The 21,842-nt window shown below is 64.1% G+C and carries 16 protein-coding genes; 10 read left to right on the top strand and 6 right to left on the bottom strand.

The genetic code is table 11. The annotated features are described in order from the left end of the window. Positions 1–13 precede the first annotated feature (13 nt). Positions 14–256, top strand: a complete 243-nt coding sequence (locus tag AC1Z3W_RS17865; protein ID WP_057927315.1) for a hypothetical protein — start codon at positions 14–16, stop codon at positions 254–256. 30 nt (positions 257–286) lie between these two features. On the opposite strand, the gene AC1Z3W_RS17860 is transcribed toward AC1Z3W_RS17865, so the two are convergent. Further along, a complete protein-coding gene (locus AC1Z3W_RS17860) occupies positions 287–505 on the bottom strand; it encodes a hypothetical protein (RefSeq protein WP_057927314.1) in 219 nt (72 codons plus the stop codon). Between the two features lie 448 nt (positions 506–953). On the opposite strand from AC1Z3W_RS17860, the gene AC1Z3W_RS17855 reads away from it, so the two are divergent. Further along, positions 954–3,071, top strand: coding sequence for a serine/threonine protein kinase (locus AC1Z3W_RS17855; protein WP_483508136.1), 2,118 nt, complete (start codon positions 954–956; stop codon positions 3,069–3,071). A 26-nt stretch (positions 3,072–3,097) separates the two neighbouring features. Here AC1Z3W_RS17855 and AC1Z3W_RS17850 read toward each other — a convergent pair whose 3' ends face one another. Then, positions 3,098–3,556 carry a (2Fe-2S)-binding protein gene (locus AC1Z3W_RS17850; RefSeq protein WP_057927312.1) on the bottom strand — a complete coding sequence of 153 codons (459 nt, stop codon included), beginning with the start codon at positions 3,554–3,556 and terminating at the stop codon, positions 3,098–3,100. After that, on the bottom strand, positions 3,484–5,868 hold the full coding sequence (locus AC1Z3W_RS17845; protein WP_057927311.1) for a molybdopterin cofactor-binding domain-containing protein: 2,385 nt from the start codon (positions 5,866–5,868) through the stop codon (positions 3,484–3,486). Before AC1Z3W_RS17845 ends, AC1Z3W_RS17850 begins: the two co-directional genes overlap by 73 nt. A 281-nt stretch (positions 5,869–6,149) precedes the next feature. On the opposite strand from AC1Z3W_RS17845, the gene AC1Z3W_RS17840 reads away from it, so the two are divergent. Then, complete coding sequence (locus tag AC1Z3W_RS17840; RefSeq protein WP_483508135.1) at positions 6,150–8,498, top strand: hypothetical protein; 2,349 nt, start codon at positions 6,150–6,152, stop codon at positions 8,496–8,498. A gap of 24 nt (positions 8,499–8,522) precedes the next feature. Next, positions 8,523–9,485: an NAD(P)/FAD-dependent oxidoreductase gene (locus AC1Z3W_RS17835; protein WP_483508134.1), complete on the top strand. Its 963-nt coding sequence runs from the start codon at positions 8,523–8,525 to the stop codon at positions 9,483–9,485. A gap of 171 nt (positions 9,486–9,656) precedes the next feature. On the opposite strand, the gene AC1Z3W_RS17830 is transcribed toward AC1Z3W_RS17835, so the two are convergent. Beyond that, positions 9,657–9,917, bottom strand: a complete 261-nt coding sequence (locus AC1Z3W_RS17830) for a hypothetical protein (protein ID WP_057927308.1) — start codon at positions 9,915–9,917, stop codon at positions 9,657–9,659. An 835-nt stretch (positions 9,918–10,752) separates the two neighbouring features. Continuing rightward, entirely contained in the window at positions 10,753–11,013 is a 261-nt protein-coding gene (locus AC1Z3W_RS17825; RefSeq protein WP_057927307.1) for a hypothetical protein, read from the bottom strand. 369 nt (positions 11,014–11,382) lie between these two features. Here AC1Z3W_RS17825 and AC1Z3W_RS17820 point away from each other — a divergent pair, with 369 nt between their 5' ends. The 5 genes from AC1Z3W_RS17820 to AC1Z3W_RS17800 all read left to right on the top strand — a co-directional run bounded on the left by AC1Z3W_RS17820 (position 11,383) and on the right by AC1Z3W_RS17800 (position 17,034). Beyond that, positions 11,383–12,984 (top strand): GMC oxidoreductase, encoded by a 1,602-nt coding sequence (locus AC1Z3W_RS17820; protein ID WP_483508133.1) that lies wholly within the window; start codon positions 11,383–11,385, stop codon positions 12,982–12,984. A gap of 137 nt (positions 12,985–13,121) precedes the next feature. Then, complete coding sequence (locus tag AC1Z3W_RS17815) at positions 13,122–14,135, top strand: hypothetical protein (protein ID WP_057927306.1); 1,014 nt, start codon at positions 13,122–13,124, stop codon at positions 14,133–14,135. A 428-nt stretch (positions 14,136–14,563) separates the two neighbouring features. Further along, complete coding sequence (locus AC1Z3W_RS17810; protein ID WP_483508132.1) at positions 14,564–14,863, top strand: H-NS histone family protein; 300 nt, start codon at positions 14,564–14,566, stop codon at positions 14,861–14,863. A 945-nt stretch (positions 14,864–15,808) separates the two neighbouring features. Then, the gene (locus tag AC1Z3W_RS17805; protein WP_057927302.1) at positions 15,809–16,321 is read left to right on the top strand and encodes a low affinity iron permease family protein; all 513 of its coding nucleotides are present in this window, start codon (positions 15,809–15,811) and stop codon (positions 16,319–16,321) included. 566 nt (positions 16,322–16,887) lie between these two features. After that, entirely contained in the window at positions 16,888–17,034 is a 147-nt protein-coding gene (locus AC1Z3W_RS17800; RefSeq protein WP_082664756.1) for a DUF3096 domain-containing protein, read from the top strand. 96 nt (positions 17,035–17,130) lie between these two features. Here AC1Z3W_RS17800 and AC1Z3W_RS17795 read toward each other — a convergent pair whose 3' ends face one another. Continuing rightward, the gene (locus tag AC1Z3W_RS17795; RefSeq protein ID WP_483508130.1) at positions 17,131–18,933 is read right to left on the bottom strand and encodes an alkaline phosphatase D family protein; all 1,803 of its coding nucleotides are present in this window, start codon (positions 18,931–18,933) and stop codon (positions 17,131–17,133) included. A gap of 395 nt (positions 18,934–19,328) precedes the next feature. Here AC1Z3W_RS17795 and AC1Z3W_RS17790 point away from each other — a divergent pair, with 395 nt between their 5' ends. After that, the gene (locus AC1Z3W_RS17790) at positions 19,329–21,815 is read left to right on the top strand and encodes an AsmA family protein (RefSeq protein WP_483508129.1); all 2,487 of its coding nucleotides are present in this window, start codon (positions 19,329–19,331) and stop codon (positions 21,813–21,815) included. Positions 21,816–21,842 lie beyond the last annotated feature (27 nt).

Here is a 21,842-nt window from a genome sequence, read left to right as displayed (position 1 = left end):
CGAGGAGGCTCAAATGAACGGGATCGAATCTTCGCTGCGCATGCAGGTCGACAAGTGGCTCGCGCCGAGCGCGCGCGTGCCGGCGCGCATCGTGCGCTTCAGCCGCATGCCTGCGCAACGGCGGCGCTTTGTCTGCGTCGAGGCCGTGCATCCGGCTCGCACGATCGCGATCTTCTTCTTTCGTCACGACGACGGCTCGTGGTGGGTGTTCCCGCCGGCCGATCGGCGGCCCGCGATGACGGCGCGCGCGGTCTGACCGTGCGCGCCAGGTCGAGTGGTGTGTCCGTCAGCGCAGCAGCGTCGGACGCGCCGGGCGCGCCGCTGCTTCGGCCGCAGGGGCACGCGCCGACGCAGAACCGCGGGCGTCGGTGTGCAGATAAGGGAAAGCTTGCGGCGCGAGCATCGTCTGATGCGCACGGACCATCGCACCGCCGGTGATGGCGGCCATCGCCTGTCTGTCGAGGTCGACGCTTTCAGGAAGATCGTTGATGACGAGCACGCCCATGGTTTGCTCCGCAAAATCGGATGGGAGAAAGGGTAGTCATGCAGCATCATGCGATGTGCCGACGTACCTTGAATCTGTCCAGTATAGGTTCCGCCGCACGGCCGCGCAGCCTGGAAAATGAACGAGGTCGTGCAGGCGGCGCGGACGGCGAAAGCCTGAAGCCGGTTCGCCATGGATCTGCCCGAATTCTAGTTCCGGCACCGATTGCACAGGGCGTTACCGCAGACTAGTATGATTTGTTAGACATCCTGTCAGAAGGCCGGCGGCCGGTGCGGCGCGCAGTCGAATTCGTCTGACGATGGCGTGGCGGCGATCTCGTGTTCGGCGGTGTCCGGTGCATCACCGATACGTCGCGCCGCTTGGGTACGTCATGGACAGTCCTTGCCCTGGCGGCGCCGCGAGGCGCCGAAGCGGGTCGGCAAGCTGAAGCTGAGTTGACGGCATACGAATGATGAGCTTTGCGCAGCTGATTCATACATTCCAGAGCGGGACGCTGTCGCAGGACGCGTTCTTGTCGGAGATCGACCGGGTGCTGGCGACCGATCAGGTCGATTGCGCACGGTTGCGCGAAGTACTCGACGAGACGCAAACCACGCAGCCACTGTCAGACGATATCTATGCGGAAGTGCTGAAGCGCATCGAACGGTGTCGTGACAGAACGGCAGCCGCGGGCGACGCAACCCGGATCCAGGAGAGCGTGCTTCGGCCCGAGGCGCGTCCGGACACCCCGTCCGGGCAGTCGAGCGGCGCAATGTCCGTCGACGGCGAGCGCGTGAAAGGCATCGGCGATACGCTGAACGGGCGCTTCGTGCTGGAGGAGTGCCTCGGCGTCGGCGGGATGGGTACCGTGTACAAGGCGCTCGACCTCCGCAAGCTGGAGGCCTCGGATCGCAAGCCGCACATCGCGATCAAGGTGCTCAACGTGCAGTTCCGCGGCCAGCCGACTTCGCTGATCGCGCTTCAGCGCGAAGCCCGCAAGGCGCAGACACTCGCTCATCGCAACATCGTCACCGTCTACGATTTCGATCGGGACGGTCCGCTCGTCTACCTCACGATGGAGTATCTGTCCGGCCGCCCGCTCAGCAAGGTGCTGCGCGCGCCGGACTTCAAGGGCATGCCGCTCGATACCGCGTTGCCGATTATCGCCGGCATGGGCCAGGCGTTGGCCTACGCGCATGAACGCGGCTTTGTCCACTGCGATTTCAAGCCCGCCAACGTGTTCCTCACCGACCGGGGCGAAGTGAAGGTGATCGACTTCGGGATCGCACGCGCCTTCCAGCGGCGCGACGAGGATCCCGACGTGACCGTGTTCGATCCGGCGAGCCTGGGCGGCATCACGCCGGCCTACGCGAGCCCGGAGATGTTCGAGCATCTCGAGCCGGATCCGCGCGACGATGTCTACGCGCTCGCCTGCGTGACCTACGAATTGCTGACCGGACACCATCCGTTCAATCGGCTGTCCGCCACCCAGGCGCGTCACGACCACTTGCGGCCCGAGCGCCAGCCCGGTCTCGATCGCACGCAATGGCGAACCTTGAGCGCCGCGTTGTCGTTCGACCGCGCGACGCGCACGCCGAGCGTCAACCTGTTCCTGGAGGGTATGGGCGTGTTCAAGCGCCCTGCGTGGTCATCGGGCGCACGCGTTGGGGCTGCCGTGGGCGCTTGTACGGTGGCGGCGATCGCCGTGCTCTGGTACGGCTACCAGGCGCTGTCGCGCAGCGGCGAAGGGCGCCCCGCCGCGGACACGGTCGCGCACGCGTCTGCCGGCGGAGAGAATGGCGCGACGGCGGGCGCCACGGCCGGCAGCACGCCTTCGGCCACCGCGAACGCCGTGCCCGCTGCGGCCAGCGTGCCGGCACCGGCACCGGCACCGGCACCGGCACCGGCGATCTCGCTGGCATCCGTGATGGCTGCGCTGTCGCGCATACCGTGTTCGGCGCTGGATGCCTCGGTGCAGGATCACGTGCTGCAGGTGCGCGGTTATGCGGAGGCCGGTGTCGGTATCGGGCGCGTGCGAACCGCACTGAGCAGTTTGGCGGGCGGGCAGACGGCCAATCTCGACGTGCGTCCGGTCGATGCGCACAATTGCGAGGTCGTGAGCGCGTTTGCCCCGTACTGGCGATCGAATCGGGCTTCGTCATCACACGCCGCGTCGATCCGCACGCGAGCGCCCGATGCGCATCTTGCGGAAGGCAACCCGCTGGTCATCGACATCACGACACCCGGTTACGATTCGTATGTGAACGTCGACTACTACGTGCTGAACGGGAGCGTCGTGCATCTCGTGCCAAGCAGCCGCGAACGCGACAACCAGGCGCCGCCGAATTACGCCGCGACAATCGGCAGCATGGGCGAGTGGGTGATCGGCAAGCCTTTCGGGACCGAGATGATCGTGCTCCTCGTCACGCCCGCGCCGCTGTTCGACGGGGCACGTCCGCCATCCGAGCCGCGCACAGCCTATCTCGCGGCAATCGATCGGCAATTGAAGCTGTTCGAGGCCAAGTACGGCGAAGGACGCATTGCCGCCGACTTCGTCCAGATCACGACGCGTGCCAAGGGTAGCTGATCGAGCCTGTTGCCGGTTCGCCCCGGTCAGCGGACCAGCGATTCCGCCGCCTGGTGGATGGCCTTGCGGATGCGGGGAAACGTGCCGCACCGGCACGCGATCTTCTTCATGGCCTCGTTGATCTGGTTGTCGTCGGGGCGCGGGCAGCGCATGAGCAGGGCCGTGGCGGCGATCAGCTGTGCGCTTTGACAATAGCCGCATTGCACGACGTCGACGGCGATCCACGCGTCCTTCAGTGCGCGCGCTTCAACGCTGTCCAACCCTTCGACGGTCGTGATGCGCGCGCCGTTCAGCGTCCCGACCGGGAGCTGGCAGGCAGGCACGGCCTGGTCGTCGAGCAGCACCGTGCATGCACCGCAGACCCCGACGCCACAGCCGAACTTCGTGCCGGTCAGCTTCCGTTCGCAGCGAATCACCCAGAGCAGCGGGGTGGCGGGCTCGGAATCGAGGTGAGCGGTTTCCCCGTTGATACGGACTGACACCATCGGTCGTCTCCTTGGTCGGGTGGGCTCGGCTTGATGAGCGGCAGGGTGCGATGACGCACGCCCGTGAGCGAATACAACGCATTCGCCACGGCCGCTGCGATCGGCGGCGTGCCCGCTTCGCCGACGCCGTGCGGCTCGGTCCCGCCTGCCAGGACCTGCGTGACGATCTCGGGACAGGTCTCCATGTTGACGAGCGGATAGCTGTCGAAATAATGCTGCGCGACTTGCCCGTTCTGGATCGTGATCGCCTGCTCGAGCGCGGCCGACAATCCGAAGATGATCCCGCTTTCCATTTGCTGCTCGACCAGGTTCGGATTCACGGCCAGCCCGCAGTCGATCACGCAGACCACGCGCGTCACGCGAAAGCCGTCACCTTCCTGCCGGACTTCGGCGACTTGCGCGACCACGCTACCGAACGATGCGTGCATCGCCACGCCGCGTGCGCGCCGCGCGCCGGTCTTGTCACGCCATGCCAGCGGCGAACGCCAGCCGGACAGCGCGACGAGCGCCCGCAACACGGCCGCATGGCGCTGGTGCGCCGGCTGCCTGAGCATGTCGAGGCGGAACTGGATCGGGTCCTTCCGTGCCAGCACGGCCATCTCGTCGATGAAGCTCTCGACGAAGAAGGCCTGATGCGAGTGCCCGACGGAGCGCCAGTAGCCAACGGGAACCGGGAGCGTCACCGTATGGTGCTGGACCAGGATGTTCTCGCATTCATAGGGCAGGTCGAATGCGCCTTCTGCCGTGGTGGCGTCGGGCAACCATTTCGCGGCGAGGCTCGGCATGCCGAAAGTGCGAGGCATCGCCTGCGCGCTGATCGACTGGCTCGCCGACATGCCTTTCCATGCGACCAGCCTGCCGCTCGCATCGATGGCGCCGCTGTATCTCGCCACACAGGCCGGGCGGTAGAAGTCGTGCGTCATGTCCTGCGGGCGCGACCAGATCGTCTGTACCGGCCGCCCCTTCGCATGGAGCGCGATGGCGGCGGCCTGCGTGATGAAGTCGACCTCGAGCCGCCGGCCGAATGCGCCGCCGATCAATTGCTGGTTGACGACCACCTTGTCTTCGTCCAGGCCCAGCAGCGCCGCGACTGCCTTGCGTGCCATCATGGGGACCTGCGTGCCGCACCAGATCGTTGCCGAGTCGTTCTCGACCAGCACCGTGCAATTCATCGGTTCCAGCGGCCCGTGAGCCAGGTAGGGCACTTCGTACTGCGCGACGAACGGCTTGGTACGGCCCAGCGCCGCATCGGCGTCGCCGGTGGCGTAGAACACGTGGCGGCCCGCGTCGCCGTCGAGGGCGTGCGTCAACGCCGTGCGGACCTCCTCGGTATTCACGCTGGCAGCCGGCCCGTGATCCCATGTGACCGACAACTGGCACAACGTCCGCATTGCGATGAAGGGATTGTCGGCAATGACGGCAACGCCTCCCGTTCCGCCGTTGTATGGCTCGATCCTGAAGATGCCGGTCACGGCCTTCAGGCTGGCGACCCCGGACTTGTCGAAATCCAGCGCCTTTCCGCCGAGTGTCGGACACATCGTGACGCTCGCATACAGGAGCTTGTCCGGAAGCACATCGATGCCATAGCGCGCGCTGCCGTCGAGCTTCGAGTGCGCCTCGATGCGACCCAGCCGTTTCCCGACCAGCGTGAACGTCTTCGGGTCCTTCAGGTCGACATGTGTCGGGCGCGGCACGTCCCGCGCGAGCTGGACAAGTTCACCGTATGTCGCCGAGCGTCCCGACCGATGCCGCACCACGCCGGCATGCGTCTCGCATTCCGCGACGGGCACGTGCCAAAGCTTCGCCGCAGCGCTGCACAACATGACGCGGGCCGTGGCACCCGCCTCGCGCATGGGCCCCCACAGATCGATCATGCCCGTCGATCCCCCCGTTACCATCGAACCCAGATAACGTGCTCCATGGCGCGCCAGTGCCGCCGCGCCGCGAGCGAGCAGGCTCGCATCATCGGGACGAAACGGAAGGCCGTCGGCGAGGGATTCACGGTCCTTGTAGATCGTGTCGAGTGGAGACATGACGGTGCGAACCCGCGACCAGTCTGCATCGAGCTCTTCCGCCAGCAACATGGCCGCGCCGGTATGTATCCCCTGGCCCATTTCGGATTTGCTCATGACGATCGTCACGTCATTAGCGGAACTGATCATCACCCAGCCGTTGAGCGGCACATCGACGCGTGATGTCTCCAGCTGCGCGGGTACGGATTGCCGGTCGTCGGGACGCCACCAGGCCCAGCCGACCACCAGCATGCCCGCCGCGCCCGCACTGCCCAACACGAAGGTTCTGCGCTTCAACATGATGTGGCCGCCGACATGTGTTGATCGAGTCGCGGCGCATTCGGCGAATCACGCCACGCGCCTCGACAATTTAATGTTTCAAACACAATCCGACATTTCATTGCTGCTGCAATCACCTATATTAGTCACTGATATCGGCAACTGAGAACCCGAATGTGATGTTCGTTTGAAACAAGCGCTGAAGACGCGGCTTGCCGCGGCCGGAGCGACATGCATGGCTTCCGGGACGCGAAGCGCATCGTGCCGATCGCTTCGAACGCACCACCCGCCGGAGGTCGTTGATGCTTGTCGATGAGGTTCACGCGTTGCTGCTCGATCTGCCGGCTCCGTGGCGAGAAGCGTTCAAGCGTCATGGTCTCGACCTGGCCGATTCGGGCACGCCCGGGGAGACGGCGAACCGACTGAGCCGGCCGTTGCCGATCGACTGGGACGATCCCCGCATTTGCGATCTCTGCCCGGACGCCACGCGGGCGATCGAGCCCGGCGACCCCGCGCGCAGCCTGATCTATCACATGCTTGCGCTGTCCGAGTGCCCGTCGCCGGACGCCGGCGTACGTCTCGAAGCACTCGATTTGCTGGAGAACTACATCGCTTCGCTGGCGCCGTTGCCGCCCGACTGGCAGACGCTGGACATCGCGGTGCTGGCTTACCAGTACCGGCCGGCGCGCCGCACCGGACATCAGCAGCATGCGGACTTCGTGTTCTCGCGACTCGGCATAGCACGCAACGGCGACACCGACGCGTGCTACGACGGGCAGACCCGAAGCTTCGTGCCGCATGTGCCGGACGCGATCGAGCATGTCCGCGTGATGCCGGCGCGCTATGGCGCGTTTCTCGTCCGCAGGGTCACCGGTCCCGACAGGCTCGCCCTGATCGAGGGCAGGCGAGCGGGCGACCCTCAGCGCACCTTCATCGAACCCGTACGCAAGCTGTTTCCCGATGAATGCCTGCCCGGACTGCGGTTGACATTGCAATATGGCCACCGCCATGTCGGCGAGAAGCTGAAGCGGGCTGTCGAGGCGCGCTGGGGCGTGCGGCCATCGCCATCGGGCGATCTGGTCGGCGCGCCGTATGCGATCCGCTGTCAGGACCCCTGCGAGGTACCGCCTGCCGGTTCGATCGCACCGGCAGTCGCGCTGAAGCGTTCGGGCGCGGCCGTGCTGTTGATGCCGGCCGCGCGGCCCCTGATCGAGCCCGTGACCGCGGCCAACTTCGGGGTGCACGGTTTTGGCGTGCCGGCTCGATGGCGACTGGTGCCGCTCGCCAACCGGCGCTTCACGACGATGAGAATCATCACGAACCTGTGGAAGCTGGTGCTGGCCGCCATCGACGAGGTGCGGCAGCACTATTTTCCGCATTTCGCGCCCGGTTGGCTGCGCTTTCCCGAACCTCGCAATGCCCCGGAGTTCATCAACATCCGGCACAAATCGCGCGAGGACGGCACCTACACGGATATGCGCGCACATCCCGTCGACCGGCTGGCATTTCTCGGGGAGGTCGGCAAAGGCGGTTACCGCGCGCAGCTGTTTCTGGATCACTGCACCGAAGGGGTCGTGACGATCCGCATCGCCGAGCTGGCCGAACGCGCGGTGCTCCCGGCCTATTCGATCGTTGCCGCGCCGGACTTCTATCCGTACGCCGACCAGGCGGAATTGCAGCGCTGGTTCAAGGACCGGCGGATCGATCCGAAGTCGCAGTTCAGAAGCGGCTCGCCGATATCGCTCAGCGCCGAGCGTCTCCCGGCCAATCCCGACCATGTCGATCCGTTCAGCAACACGCAGGCATTTTCGCCGAGCGACGGGACGGTCGCCGTCGCGTTCAGCCTGGCGGCACGCGCAACGCGCCGGGGGGACAGGGAAGTGCATGCGCCGCGCATGACTTCGTTTCTGTCGGACGCGTCGTCGGGTGTCTTTGCGCCCGGCTGGGACGTCACCTATGCGGGTAACCGGCGGGGCATCTTCCTCGCAACCTTCGGGTTGGGCAGCCCGTTCGCCGAGGATATCAAGCTGTGCGCGGCCTCCAACAGCTTCTGGCCTGCCGTGAGTCCGGATGCGTCCAGAACCTTCAATCGGGCCGATGCGCCCACCGCCATCCCCATGCTCGACCATGAGCTCGGCTTGCATCCGTGCCATCCGCTGGTCACGCGTGGCGACGAGTCGAATACGCGGCGCGGATGGGACGGCGAATACGGCCCGTACCTGACACCCGACGGCAACGTGGATTACGCGGATATCGAACGCTCGGATTACGTCGCCAACGCGTTGCATGGCGAGATGCTGTACGGCGCATTCGAGCATGTCGATTCGGCCGAGCTGATTCGGCGCATCAGTGCATTGCGCCATGCCGTCGCGGCATGCGACAACGGACAAACGCCTTCGCATACGAAGCTGTGGCTGGTATCCGCACGGGCACTTGGCGAAGCCGACGATGCGCACGAACCGGGCGTTGCCGGACGCTATCGCTTTCTTTTCGTGCGTCCTGCCGCTGATGGTGCGGCGCCGACACAGCACACACCGGGACGACTGCGCGTGCGCTACGGTGAGGCGATCCGTTGCGACGCGACCGAGGCCCGGGTAATCGGGCACGTGCTGCGCTGCGCACCGGGGCCCGACGCGCTCGGGCTTTACTGAGGGCGCGCGATGAATGCGTTTGACGTGGTCGTCGTCGGCGACGGGCCTGCCGGATGCGCGGCGGCGATCGCTGCGGCGGGAGCCGGCGGCAACGTGTGGATGCTGGGCCGCGGGCGTTCGCGCGCGGCGCCGGAATGCGTGTCCGGCGCCGCGCTCACGCTGCTGGATCGCATGGCGCCGAGTCTGGCCCGTCAACCACATGTATGGCTCGAGGGCCGGGCCGATTCGCAGCGGGGACGTTCGGTCATCCGCAGTCGCCTTGACGACGGCTTGCGTGCCGAAGCGCTCGCTGCGGGCGTTCGCTATTCGCGAGCGCCCGCCGGTGGACTTGTCGCGCTTGTCGAACACGGCGCGGTCGTTGGCATCGCGCACGGCGACGGCGAGATCGGCGCAAGCATCGTGATCGATGCGACCGGCATCAACGGATGGCTGCGTCGCGCGATTCGGCTCGACGTGGCGACCGACTCGTCGCGGTTCTGGCTTCGCCGCGGCTACGCGCGTGCGCATGGGGCGCACGTCGACACATACTGGAAGATCGCGCATGGCGGCTGGCTATGGATGAGAGCGACGTCCGCGTTTCAGATCTGGACGTCGCTATCGACGCTGCGCGACGGCGAAATCACGTGGCCGGCGAACACGACACCCGTCGGACCGGTGTGGTGCGAGTGCAGGCGCTGGCATCGCGTGCGACAGGCTGCGGGACCGGGCTATATCGTGTGCGGCGATGCGGCGGGCTATCTCGATCCCGCGACAGGCGATGGTTTGCGTTTTGCCATCGCTTCCGGCCTGCGCGCGGGCGCAATGGCCGTCGAAGTTTCACGTCATCCCGATCGGGCAAGTTTGCTGGCGGCGCTGTACTGCGATTGGGTGACACGAAGCTACGAGCACGACAGAGCCGTGCTGGCACAGAGTTATACGCGTGCGGGGCTGGATATCGGATGGCGCGACACCGTTCGCCGATCGGACTGCCTGCCGCTCGGCAACTGACGCTTCATGCATGCCGGTTGCGCTTTCGTCGATGCAAAAAAGCCCGCCAGGAGACGGAGCCTGGCGGGCTTGAAACACCGCGAGGATGAACCTGCGGCGGACTGGAGCACTTCGGTAGTGCGGCACGACACTATCGAATACGGCTAACACTGCAAGGAAGCATGGCGAAACTTACAGGCCCAGCTTCGCGATGACCTGGCCGCCCAGGTTGTTGATCGTGTTGGTCACGCTGGTGAGATCCTGGTGGGTCGATGCATCGACCTGGGTAACCGGAGCCGTGATGGTGTTGGGGCTGGCGAACGAGAATCCACTGCCGGTAGCGATGTTGTTGATACCGGCATTCTGGAACACGCTACCGCCGCTGACGGAAGCCATTTCCTTGCGGCTGAGTTCGTGGGCGCGGGACAGGTCGTTGATCATCAGTGCGGACATGGTAAATCTCCTTGGGTTTGCTGCGGTTTGGAAGAGAGCACGTTTCGTTGCGCTCGCAGCTATAAATGCACGGGGCGTGCCAGCCTTGAATCATGCGTGCATGGCGGGCGCTTAACCTCATGAAAACAAAAGAAATTTCATCTGGCATCCGACGCTTCGCCGGGCGCGGCGAGCAAAATCGAGGAATCACGATGTCGGGTTTTTCCAAACGATTTCCGTGGCGGCTGTTTTGTCTCGGCCAACATGAAACGGCGCGTGGCGCTTGCGATTCGCGTCTCGGGTATCCCTATGCAGCAGCGGGGGGAAGCGTCTGCACGAAAAAGTCGTCAACGCGCACGCGATCGCGCGCGGCACCCGGCAGTTGAGCGACGCGCGCTTGCCGTCGGCGAACGTCGGCGCGATGGTGTACCGACGGGCGCCCGCAATCGGTCATGTGCTTCGCATAACTGAATTCGATGTGTTCCTGACGGACGGCGAGACGCATCGGAAAAGCCGCGCCGAGGGCCAACGACGCATCGATGCGACCACGCCGTTCCGTGACTGGCGCCGCGGCGCCATCAACCTCGACGAGGTGAGGCGGATCCGCGTGCAGGGGATGGAGGTCAAAAGCGCGTCGGGATCGTCCCGGCTGCTGATGGGAGAGGGCGGTGCTGCTGACGGGGCGTCAGCAAATCTGCCGGTTCATGCCGGCTGCGTTTTTATCATGCAACGAAGCCCGCCAACGGACACGGCCTGGCGGGCTTTGAGTGCCGCGAGGACAACCCCGCGGCGGGCTGGAGCGCTTCGGTACGACGCTATCGAATACGGCCACCACTGCGAGGGAGCATCGCGAGCCTTACAGGCCCAGCTTCCCGACAACCAGGCCGCCAAGGTTGTTGATCGAGTTGGTCACGCTGGTGAGATCCAGGTGGGTCGATGCATCGACCTGGGTAACCGGGGCCGTGATGGTGTTCGGGCTGGCGAACGAGAATCCGCTGCCGGAAGCGATGTTGTTGACGCCGAAGTTCTGGAACACGCTACCACCGCTGACGGAAGCCATTTCCTTGCGGCTGAGTTCGTGGGCGCGGGACAGGTCGTTGATCATCAGTGCGGACATGATAAATCTCCTTGAGTTTGCTGCGGTTTGGAAGAGAGCACTTTTCGTTGCGCTCGCTGCTACAAATGCATAGGGCGTGCCAGTCGCGAATCATGCGTGTATGAGGGGGGTTAAGCTATTGAAAACACAAGAAATTTCATCTGGGTGGCGGTGTTTCACCGGGCTCGACGCGCAAGATTGACGAATCACGATGTCGGGTTTTTCCAAACGATTTTGCTTGCGGCTGTTTCACTTCAGCCAACACGAAAGCGGTCTGACGGGCCGCATCGATTTCGCCCCGTTTGGCATCGAGATGCCTTCGGGGATTGGAGGATTCTTCAGGGGTTTCGCATCGGAACTGTGACGCACCTGCGTCAGGAGAACGTCGTCATGAGCGCGTTTGAATACGATGTCATCGTTGTCGGGAGCGGCTTCGGCGGAGCGGTGGCCGCCTGTCGCGCCGCGGAGGCGGGAAGGCGGGTGCTGGTGCTGGAGCGGGGTCGCCGCTGGACGCCGAACACGTATCCGCGCGACGAGACCGACCCGTGGCTGTGGCGTCAGCAGAACCCGCAACGATTCCATGGCTGGGCCGACCTGCGGGTCTTTTCCAACATGTCGGTGGTGGCCGCCGCGGGCGTGGGCGGCGGGTCGCTGATCTACGCCAACGTCTCGGTCGAGGCCAAACCCGACGCCTTCGAGCAGGGCTGGCCGCCGGAGATCACGTACGAGGCGCTCAAGCCCTATTATCAGCGCGTGGGCTGGATGCTGTCGGTCCAGGAGGTGCCCGACAACCAGATCAGCGAACGCACCCGCTTGTTGCGCGACGCTGCCGACGCCTGCGGTTGGGGCGATCGGTATCGCAAGTTGCCGCTCGCCGTGTCGTTTTCGCCGACCTACGATCCGTCCTTGCCCGGCGCGCGCGACGACCGGCATTCGGTCAGGTACGTCAACGTGCATGGCGTATCGCAGGGCACGTGCGTCCACTGCGGCAATTGCGACATCGGATGCCAGGTGTCGGCGAAGAACACGCTCGACCTCAACTATCTGGCCGTGGCCGAGCGCCATGGCACAAAAATCCTTCCGCTGCACGTCGTGCAGAAGCTCGAGCCGCTCGGCCAGGGATGGCGCGTGCATTTCAACGTCATCGATTCCGCCGCGGGGCGTTTCATGCCCGGAACCGCGACGGCGGCTATCGTGATCGTCAGCGCCGGATCGATCGGCAGTACCGAGTTGCTGCTCCGCTGTCGCGACGAGCATCGCACGCTGCCGAATCTGTCGCCGAGGCTCGGCTGGGGCTGGGCTTTCAACGGCGATTTCGTCACTCCGGCCCTCTACAGGCACAGGAAGATCTCGCCGTCGCACGGCGTCACCATTTCCGCTGCGATCGACCTTCTCGACCGGGCTGCCGCCAATGGTCAGCCTCTGTTCGTGGAGGACGGCGGCGTGCCCAATCTCGCGCATGACTTCGTGCGTCGCCACCTGCAGCGCGCTCATGGTGGGGTGATGCGCACGTTCTGGCGGACCTTCGCGCGTCATTTCGATTGCGATGACCCGGTCGAGAACATGATGCCCTGGTTCGGCCAGGCGATCGATCCGGGGGACGGGCGCATGCGTCTCGGGCGCTGCTGGTTTGCGCCATGGCGACGCGAGTTGCGGCTCGACTGGTCGTACACGCGATCCGAGGCTGTCGTCGATGCGATGGTCGATACGCACCGGCGCCTGTCGGTTGCCTCGGGCGGCGAACCCTTCGTCCCGCCGACGTGGAGCAACTTCCACAAGCTGATCACCCCGCATCCGCTCGGCGGTTGCAACATGGGGCTCACGCACGCGGATGGCGTGGTGAACGCGGACGGAAAGGTATTCGGTTACGACGGGCTCTATGTGATGGACGGTGCGACGATCCCGCGTGCGCTTGGGCTGAATCCGTCGCGCACGATCGCTGCGCTGGCCGAGCGCAATGTCGCCGTGTTGCTCGGCCACGGTTCGGCGTAGGTGTTCCGGATCGGCGAGCCCCTCGTCGAGGCTACGGCCGGAGAAGTGAGTGGGTTGGTCCCTGTTACCCGAGGCCGCCTATAATCGCTGTCAGCTTGTCCAAGAAATCGCGGTTACCAAGGTGAGGGGGTGTCCAAATGGGGCAGTGCCGTCGCATCTATTCGCGCTTCGTCCTCACAAGCTCGATCGCCGGTCTGGCAATTCTGGCCGGCCCAGGCCACGCGTACGCCGAGGATAGTGCTTCGAGTGTACCTGCTGGGTTCAAGCCATCGGAAAGAACGATCGACGTCTACGCGGTATATGGCGACGGACGCTCGACCGAGGGTGGCGATATGCATTGGCGTGCCTACGAAGTCGGCTTCGGCGACGTCCTGAATGACTACCTCTCGGTCTACCTCGCGTATGTGAACGAGGGGCATCCGCTGGATCACCACCGTGACGGCTTCGCCGCCCTGGGTTCGTTTCGTTGGCCGGTCGGCAATCGCCTGGCGCTCGAATTGTCGGCGGGGCCATATTTCAGCATGGACACGACACATGTCGACAACCAGGTGCGCAATGAAAAGCGATGGGGCGTGCGTGCGTCGGCAGCGGTGCGGTATTACGTCATTCCCAACCGCTTCTTCCTCAAGGTGCAGTACAACCACGTCCAGATGATTGGCGGATTCAATTCCGACGCGGTGCTCTTCGGCATCGGCTCGGATTTTGGCGGCGATCCTGGCCCGGCGTTGTCGGACGGCAAGACGCAGGTTAGTGTTTGGGCCGGGACGTCGCAGACGAACCGTCCCCAAGTGCCGATCGAAAAGGGGTATATGGTCGAAGTCAAGCGGCCGCTCGGCAATGCGTGGGCCTATTCGGCGAGCTTCATCTACGAAGGCAATAACGGCGTCGCCGGCCGACGAGGTGTGGCAGCGCAATTCTGGTACGTCGCGCCGATCAGGAGCAAATGGACGCTTTCGGCAGGTGTCGGTCCGTATCTCTCGCATGATCGGGATGAGGCCTCGAGCAAAACGAGACTCAATGCGTTGCTCAGCGCGCAGGTGACCTATCAGGTCACGAACGATTGGGCGGCGAGCTTGCGCTTCAATCGTGTCGCAACGGGTAATGACAAGGATCAGGACATGTTCATGGTCGGCCTGGCGCGCAATTTCTAGGGCTCGTTCTTGCGCGTAGACCCATTCCGTTTGGAGAGTCGATTTGTGCAGCAGCCTGCTGCACAATTGCCGTGGTTTCAGCTCGACAACGCAAAGGACGCGGCGGTCCAAACCGCTTCCAGCATGCGATAAAACACTTGGATTATGAAGTTTTAACTTTGACCAGGTGCGACATGACAACTTTGCTCTTATGATTATGTAAATCCGATTAAAGCATATTGTCGACATCGGCTGATGAAGCTGTGAACAGCACGCCCTCGGTATAGAGATCAAATCACGGTGCGCCACCGTCGGCACGCACGGAGATAACACTATCGATTATCATCGCTCTCGCTACCATAATGTTGATGGTGGAGTCGACGATCTTTCGACCCGACCAAGGGGCTTTTCGTCTACTTGCCAATTTTTCAAGGAATCCTTTCATATCCATGGCTACCTACCTCGAACTTAAAGCGCAGGCAGAAGCGCTGGCGCAGCAAGCGGAAGAAGCGCGGCTCGCCGAACTGGAAAGCATCATCACGACGATGCGTGAACAGATTGCCGAATATGGCATCACGCCCGATCAGCTTTTTGGGCGACGCCGTCCCGCTCCATCCGGCACCGTCGCTGCGCCGGTCGCACCGAAGTATCGCGATCCGAAAACGGGTGCAACGTGGAGCGGGCGCGGCAGGGCGCCGCAATGGATCGCAGGCGCGAAGAACCGCAATCGGTTTTTGATCGAGCAGTGAAGGGAGCAGATCGTTGAGTTCGACGCCGTCAACGCTACCCGATGGGAAGTACCGGGCGACGTGTCGTGAGCGCACGGTCTTTGCTGCCCGCGCGATGGGGCACGGCGACGTATTTCCGGACGCCGAGATGATCGTGGAGGATGGATGGGCCACCTTCACCCGTAGTGGCGTTGAAGTGTGGAATTGCAGTGCGCGCTACGCCGCAGCGCACTTCGATGTTCAGTCCGCCTAGGAAGAGCCGCAGATGAGCGAGCTTGTTCAGATTGCACCGGGGGTTGTTTTCTCAACCGATGTGCTTGGCGCCGAGTGGGCGCGAAAGAATCGGCAGGACGACGGGAATGTGGCGCCAAGCGGGAATGCTCGGTCCGCAGCCCGGCCGGGCCGGCCTGACAATGAGGGCGACCAGACAGGCGCTGCAAGCATGCCGGGCCAATTGTCGTTGTTGTAGAAGGCCGTGAATGACGGACGTCCTGAGACTGTGGGCCTTCGCGTTGTCACCAACATTCCCTCCCGAGCCGGTACCGACGCCTGCACCTGCTTCGTCCGCGAGTGCGTGGCGGGACTGACCAAACGTCAGTTGCTGGTGCGTACGCGCGCGGTTGGACGCAGGCGTGCTCGCCGTCGTGCCGAGGCTTGCCGGGTTGCCTGCCGGCCGCGCGTTTGGCCAGGCTCGTCGGCACGCTCGGCGAAGTGGGGCTGCTGCATCCAGTGGGCACCGTAACCGTTCCCGATTCGTCGACGCAGGCCTTGCCGCACAGCGTGACGAGGCCGCGCTGATGAAACGCTGGCAGAAGGCGCGCACTGCATGACGCCGTGAGCGGGCGCCGCCGGGCACGCGGCATGCTCGCTCGTACGCGGCGCCCGCATACGGGACCGAACCCCGTGCCGCAACTGGCGGCCGGACTGCGCGCGCGCCGGGATCGACACGTGTTTCCTGGAGGCGTCATGCACGAATCGAACGATCGACCTCGAGTCAGAGCGGACCGGGATGACCGAACCGTCGCCTATCCGCGCGCGAACACGGCGCGGCACCCCGTTACCCGCCTCTTCGAGCGCTTCGCGTCGCACGTGACAGTGTGGGCCGGCTCGCCGGTCGCATTCGGCAGTGCAGTGGCCATCACCGTGCTGTGGCTCGTCACCGGGCCGGTTTTCCACTATTCCGACGCGTGGCAACTCGTGATCAATACCGGAACGACGATCATCACGTTCCTGATGGTATTCCTGCTGCAACGCAACCAGAACCGCGACAGCGTAGCGCTGCATCTGAAACTGGACGAACTCGTGGCCGTCACGCACGCGGCGAGCGACCGGCTGATCGGGATTGAGGACGCATCGGAAGAAGAGTTGCGCGCGATGGCGCAGACCTACCTCGAAATGGCGAAGCGGGTGGCCGCGCGGGAAGACGAACCGGGTGACGATCGCGAGCGCGCGCCCGTCGACAATCCGCCCGACGCGTGACGGGTGTGCCGGAGCGGGCGCACGCCAACGCCGCTGCGCGACCGGCACGAGGACGCGCGGACGATTTTTCAACTGCTTGTCATTTCTGTCGCGGCGTCGCTTCGTGAGAGGTAGCCATGCGACGTCTGCGGGTGGCGCGCCGCAGGTCGCCGAGCGCGTGCATGACGCGCTCGCGCATTCACGTCGTGCCCGGCGTGCCCGGCCGCACGCGCTAACCCGGGCACGGAAATCGCTCCGATACGCAGCGAACGCTGCACCGACGAACGTCCGTGGTTCAGGTCGCCTGCGTCGGTAAAGATCTCCCGTACATGCGGGGAATCGCGTGCAGCGTTGAAAGAGCGCGGCGGCTACGAAGAACAAGTTCATGCGGTACGGTCCGCGGCCGCCGGTAGAGTGTTTGCCTGGTGCTCCGAGATCGTCGGCATGCTTCGGCTCAAGCGCATGTCCCGGCGGGTAACTGGATGTCAATTGGCAGCGAACGTGCTTTTAAGCGACGTTGTTTCCGGTGTTTCGGGAGAGGCGCTCCACTCAGCGATTTCGCGATCTATTGTCAAGGGAGCAACGCCATGCACGTATTTTCGAATTTGAGCCCGTTGGTCTCGCTGATCGCTGGAATTCTTATTCTGGTGGTGCCGCGCTTGCTGAATTACATCGTTGCGATCTACCTGATCGTCATAGGATTGCTCGGGCTTTTCAGCGGACATATCCACTGACGAGCGGCCTGGAGCGGCGCTGTGCATGACTGGCAGGGGCCCGCACTTGAATGTGCGGGAAGGCACGATACAACGAACCCACGCGCGCATCGGAGTCTAGATGGGTTCGACGCGTACCTCGACTGAGCCGTTGGGCACGGTCAATCGCGTGCGGCCAAGCAGTGCGTCCGCGGGCGCGGCTCCGTCCAGGTCCAATGGCTTCACTTTGTTGAACGTGACGGAAAAATGTTCCGGCGTGACGGTGGCCGACGCATAACCCTGCGCGTCGTGGTCGGCGTGGCACAGATCGGGGTTGTTCGCCATCAGGAAGTTGTCGAGTTTGGCGGGGGTGGCCGCGATCGACGCTAGCGGTGTACCGTTCCATGCGACTTTCAGGTACGAATAGAAGGATGCGCTGCTGATGCCGGCGCAGACGAAATCGACGAGCACGGGTACCCCCGTCGAGGGATCGGGATCGTCCCGCACGACGCCGCACTGAAATGCATGCAGATCCCCGGTGATCGCGACGACGTTATGGATCCCGTGCTCCCTCAAGTAAGCGAGCAGTTCGTGCTTGTGCGCGGGATAGCCGTCCCAGGCGTCGCAATCGACCACGAGGCGGGCCGCCGGTGTCTTGGGCGCGCCCGGCATCAGGAGCCACAGCCGGTTCAACATCACCTCGTTGCCCCACACCTTCCAGGTTGCCGGCGAGCCCTTCATCGTGGCTTTCCACCATTGTGTCTGTTCCGGACCCAGCATCGACGGCGGGCGACCAAGCTGCTTGGTATCGCGCGCCTCGTCACGTTGCAGCACGTCCTGCTTGACGAAGTAGCGCGAGCCGGCTGCATCGTCCCCATGTACCGGGTCGTGCCCGCGCGTGCGCGCGACGGCTGCCTCGCTCACGACATGGTCGTCGCGATACAGCCGCTCGTCCGTCATCACCAGGTGCATCAGCATGCCGAAACGAAAATCGCGGTAGATGCGAATGTTCGTGTACGACGGATTGTCCGGCTCGAAGCGCACATCGCTCCAATCCACCGGCATGTACTCCGCCCACGCGCGACTGGCGCTGTGCCGCCGGCGGGTTTCCTGCCGCTCCTCGTTGGTGTAGACCTGATGATCCTGCCAGCAGTCGTCGGAAAATTCGTGGTCGTCCCAGATCGCGATCATCGGCAGGCGCTGGTGCAGCGTCTGGAGGCGCGGATCGGCACGATAGGTGCGGTAGAGCGTCCGGTAGTCTTCGAGCGTGTCGGCATACGCGCGGCCGTCCGCGAGCAGCTTGCCGTCGGGCAAGCGCAGCGGAGGATGCGCCGGCTCGGCACGGCCGGGGGGAGAGGTCTCGACCGTTTCATAGATGTAGTCGCCCACGTGCACGACGAAATCGAGATCGCGTTCTGCGGCCAGCAACGTCATCGCTTGCCAGTGGTTGACGCTCCAGTCCTGGCAGGTGAGCCACGCGAAGCGAACCCGTTCGTTGGCCTCGTTTGCCTCTGGCGCCGTGCGTGCGACACCCGTCATGCTGACGTCGTCGCCGGCGACGAACCTGTAGTGGTAGGTGGTCTTCGGCGAGAGCGCCGTCACCTTCGCGCGCACGGTGAAGTCGTAGGTGGACAGCGCCCTCAGCGGGACGCTGGCGACGAGCGTCGAGAAATCCGGCAGCGTCGATACTTCGAGTCGTAGCGGTACCGCGCGCGCGACGCCTTTTGCTGGGTGCCGGGCGTCCCGAGATACCGGCACGCATCGCGTCCAGAACACGATGGAGCGATCGCGCGGATCACCGCTTGCGACACCTTGCGGGAATCGATAGAGATTCTTGCGCACGGCACTGACCGGCAGGACCGTCGGGGGAGCGTCGAGCGTGGCGGTGGCAGCCGCAATGGTAAAAAAGGCCGACGACTTGAGGAAATGGCGACGATCCATTGATTCTCCCGATCGACATACCGTGGATGCGGGAAGCACCGCAGCAAGCGTCCGCTTCTCTCGCGCAACGAGCGTGCCACCGCCAGACAGCGCGAGCAGATGGAGCAGTCGTTCGGGACATTACTGCGAAGATTCACTCCTGAAAAGTCGTGAGAACCCCATTTCGAATTCACGCACGCTGCCTGGCGGAGCCCTCCTTATCTGCAATCCCTCGAAATTCCTGCGCGTATGGCGGATGGTCCGGCAATCGGATCGCGCGGCATCTTTCCACTGCTCGCGCACGCTCTCGTCAGGCCGAACGCGATTACGTGTCGATATCATCGGACATGCCCATTTGAAGCGCATTCAGGAACACGAATTGCCCGATACCGATCAGCAAACTCGGGGAGTGAGCAATGCATATCGGCCACACCGTCGGCAAGGCGGCCGCGTGGCTTTCCGTTATCGTCACTCTGGCGCTTGCGGCGCTGATCATCTTCATTGTGACGTTCGACTGGAATCGAGCCCGGCCTTGGGTCGATGACAAGGTGTCGGACGCGATCGGACGGCCGTTCGCCATCAACGGCGATCTGCGTGTCGGGTGGCGTCGGCCCATGAGCGAGCAGGGCTGGCGCGCATGGGTGCCATGGCCACGATTCAGCGCACACCATGTCACGATCTCCAATCCCGATTGGGCGCGCACGAAGTATTTCGTCACGCTGGACGCGATCAGCTTCGAAGTCGAGGCTCTGCCGCTGATGGCACGCCACATCGTGATTCCGGCAATCGATCTGGTCAATCCAACCGTCGACCTCGAACGCCTCAGGGACGGGCGAGACAACTGGACGTTCAAGCTCAGGAAGCTCGCGCATCGGGGCCAATGGACGCTCGACTTGCATGAGATCGCGTTTGCCCGAGGCAATCTCGGCTACTACGACCAGCAAAAGCAATTCGATCTGAGCGCCGTGATCGACACGCTTGGCCAGCCGATCCCGTTCGGTGCGGTGGTGAAGCAGCAGGAGGCGTTGGCGCACCGCGAATCGGCACAGGCTGTCGGGCCGGCAGGTCAAAAGAAGCTTGCGGCCCAGGCGCACGCCGGTTCGGCGCAACCGACGGTTCCTGCGTCGGGTGCCGAGGCGGCGTCCCGCGCATCGGCAGCGGCTTCGCAAGCGTTGGCCGCTGCTTCGCATGCCGAAGCAACGAAATCCGGCACTACAATAGCCCCGCCTGTATCAGGCCCACCGGCGGCGTCGAACGCACCCGCAGCTACCGCATCGGGCACAACGGCCTCGGCGACAACGAGCGCATCGGCCGGCGCAGCGGCCGCGGCATCTGCCAGCGTCGGCCCTTACATGATTGGCTGGACCGTCAAGGGGACCTACAAGAAGGGGGATGTCGTCGGCACTGGCAAGATCGGCAATTTGCTGGAGGTGCAGGGCACGCAACGCCCGTTTCCGGTTCAGGCCGATGTGCGCTTTGGCCATACGCACCTGGCGCTCGTTGGCACGCTGACTGATCCGTCTCACCTGGCTGCGGTTGATCTTCGACTGTGGCTCGCGGGCACCAGCATGGCCCAACTGTATGAAGTCACGGGCATCACATTACCCGAAACCTCTCCTTATGCGACCGACGGCCGGCTGGTCGGCCAGTTCCGGGCGTCCGGCGACGTCTTCAAGTACGAGGACTTCACGGGACGCGTCGGTGGCAGCGATCTCAACGGCACGTTGGTGTACGTTTCGCGCGAACCGAGGCCGCTCCTGTCCGGTACGCTGGTGTCAAAACTGCTGCAGTTCTCCGACCTTGCGCCACTCATCGGCGCCGACACGAATGCCAGCAAGGCGCGGCGGGGCGCCGCCGTCGCGCAGCCCGCGAACAAGGCGTTGCCGGTCGAGGCATTTCGCACGGATCGCTGGAAGAAGATCGACGCCGACGTTCGATTTACCGGGCGGCGCATCGTCAAGACCTCGAGTTTGCCGATCACCGACCTGTCGACCCACGTCGTCATGCATGACGGTGTGCTGACGCTCAACCCGCTGAACTTTGGTGTCGCGGGCGGTACGCTTGCTTCGAACATCCACCTGGACGGCAGCGGCATGCCGCTCAAGGGGCGGTTCTCGCTGCAGGCGCGACATCTGAAACTCAGGCAACTGTTCCCGACATTCTCGGTGATGCAAACAGCGCTCGGCGAGGTCAACGGCGATGCCGCGTTATCGGCCACCGGCAATTCGCCGGCGGCACTCGCAGCGACTTCCAACGGGGAAGTGAAGACATTGGTCACCGACGGCACGGTGAGTCTCCTGCTGATGGAAGCCGCCGGGCTGAACGTGGCAAACGTGGTGTACGAGAAATTGTTCGGCACACGTGACGTAAAGATCAACTGCGGAGTGGCCGACTTCGTGGCCACCAATGGCGTGCTCGACTCGCGCGTGTTCGCGCTCGACACCGATGACGCGGTGATCGGAATGGACGGTAACGTGAACCTGCGGGACGAGACCATGAATCTGACGATCCATCCGCATACCAAGGGATTCCGGGTGATATCGCTACGCTCGCCATTGTATGTCACCGGATCCTTCAAGCAACCGCACGTCGGGGTCAAGGCCGGGGCACTGATCGCGCGTGGCGGGGCGGCGATCGGGCTGGGCTTGCTGAATCCGCTCGCGAGTCTGCTCGCGTTGCTGCAGCCGGGCCGCAATCGCCCGTTGCCGTGCCAGCAGATGCTGGCCAGCATGGAGCAGCGCCCGACGGCGCCGCCGCCGGGCGTTCGACAGAAGACGAAGGCTGCGCCGGCGTATATGAACAAGCTGTCGGTTGATTCTGCAGCTTCGGCAGCTTCCGCGCCGACTGGTGCTGAGCACAAGCACCCGGAGCGAGCGAACCAGGCCTCTTCTCATGATCGCTAACGCTGTTTTGTACAAGGGGCGATCCGT

This window comes from Burkholderia sp. 10_S31, assembly GCF_056930375.1.
The sequence above is the reverse complement of the archived record's forward strand: the minus strand, read 5'-3'. Positions and strand labels throughout refer to the sequence as shown.

What these genes read in the sequence shown, in the direction of transcription:
- AC1Z3W_RS17865 (WP_057927315.1), top strand. Translation starts at nt 14, where the DNA reads ATGAACGGGATCGAATCTTCGCTGCGCATGCAGGTCGACAAGTGGCTC.
- AC1Z3W_RS17860 (WP_057927314.1), bottom strand. Translation starts at nt 505, where the DNA reads ATGGGCGTGCTCGTCATCAACGATCTTCCTGAAAGCGTCGACCTCGAC.
- AC1Z3W_RS17855 (WP_483508136.1), top strand. Translation starts at nt 954, where the DNA reads ATGATGAGCTTTGCGCAGCTGATTCATACATTCCAGAGCGGGACGCTG.
- AC1Z3W_RS17850 (WP_057927312.1), bottom strand. Translation starts at nt 3,556, where the DNA reads ATGGTGTCAGTCCGTATCAACGGGGAAACCGCTCACCTCGATTCCGAG.
- AC1Z3W_RS17845 (WP_057927311.1), bottom strand. Translation starts at nt 5,868, where the DNA reads ATGTTGAAGCGCAGAACCTTCGTGTTGGGCAGTGCGGGCGCGGCGGGC.
- AC1Z3W_RS17840 (WP_483508135.1), top strand. Translation starts at nt 6,150, where the DNA reads ATGCTTGTCGATGAGGTTCACGCGTTGCTGCTCGATCTGCCGGCTCCG.
- AC1Z3W_RS17830 (WP_057927308.1), bottom strand. Translation starts at nt 9,917, where the DNA reads ATGTCCGCACTGATGATCAACGACCTGTCCCGCGCCCACGAACTCAGC.
- AC1Z3W_RS17825 (WP_057927307.1), bottom strand. Translation starts at nt 11,013, where the DNA reads ATGTCCGCACTGATGATCAACGACCTGTCCCGCGCCCACGAACTCAGC.
- AC1Z3W_RS17820 (WP_483508133.1), top strand. Translation starts at nt 11,383, where the DNA reads ATGAGCGCGTTTGAATACGATGTCATCGTTGTCGGGAGCGGCTTCGGC.
- AC1Z3W_RS17815 (WP_057927306.1), top strand. Translation starts at nt 13,122, where the DNA reads ATGGGGCAGTGCCGTCGCATCTATTCGCGCTTCGTCCTCACAAGCTCG.
- AC1Z3W_RS17810 (WP_483508132.1), top strand. Translation starts at nt 14,564, where the DNA reads ATGGCTACCTACCTCGAACTTAAAGCGCAGGCAGAAGCGCTGGCGCAG.
- AC1Z3W_RS17805 (WP_057927302.1), top strand. Translation starts at nt 15,809, where the DNA reads ATGCACGAATCGAACGATCGACCTCGAGTCAGAGCGGACCGGGATGAC.
- AC1Z3W_RS17800 (WP_082664756.1), top strand. Translation starts at nt 16,888, where the DNA reads ATGCACGTATTTTCGAATTTGAGCCCGTTGGTCTCGCTGATCGCTGGA.
- AC1Z3W_RS17795 (WP_483508130.1), bottom strand. Translation starts at nt 18,933, where the DNA reads ATGGATCGTCGCCATTTCCTCAAGTCGTCGGCCTTTTTTACCATTGCG.
- AC1Z3W_RS17790 (WP_483508129.1), top strand. Translation starts at nt 19,329, where the DNA reads ATGCATATCGGCCACACCGTCGGCAAGGCGGCCGCGTGGCTTTCCGTT.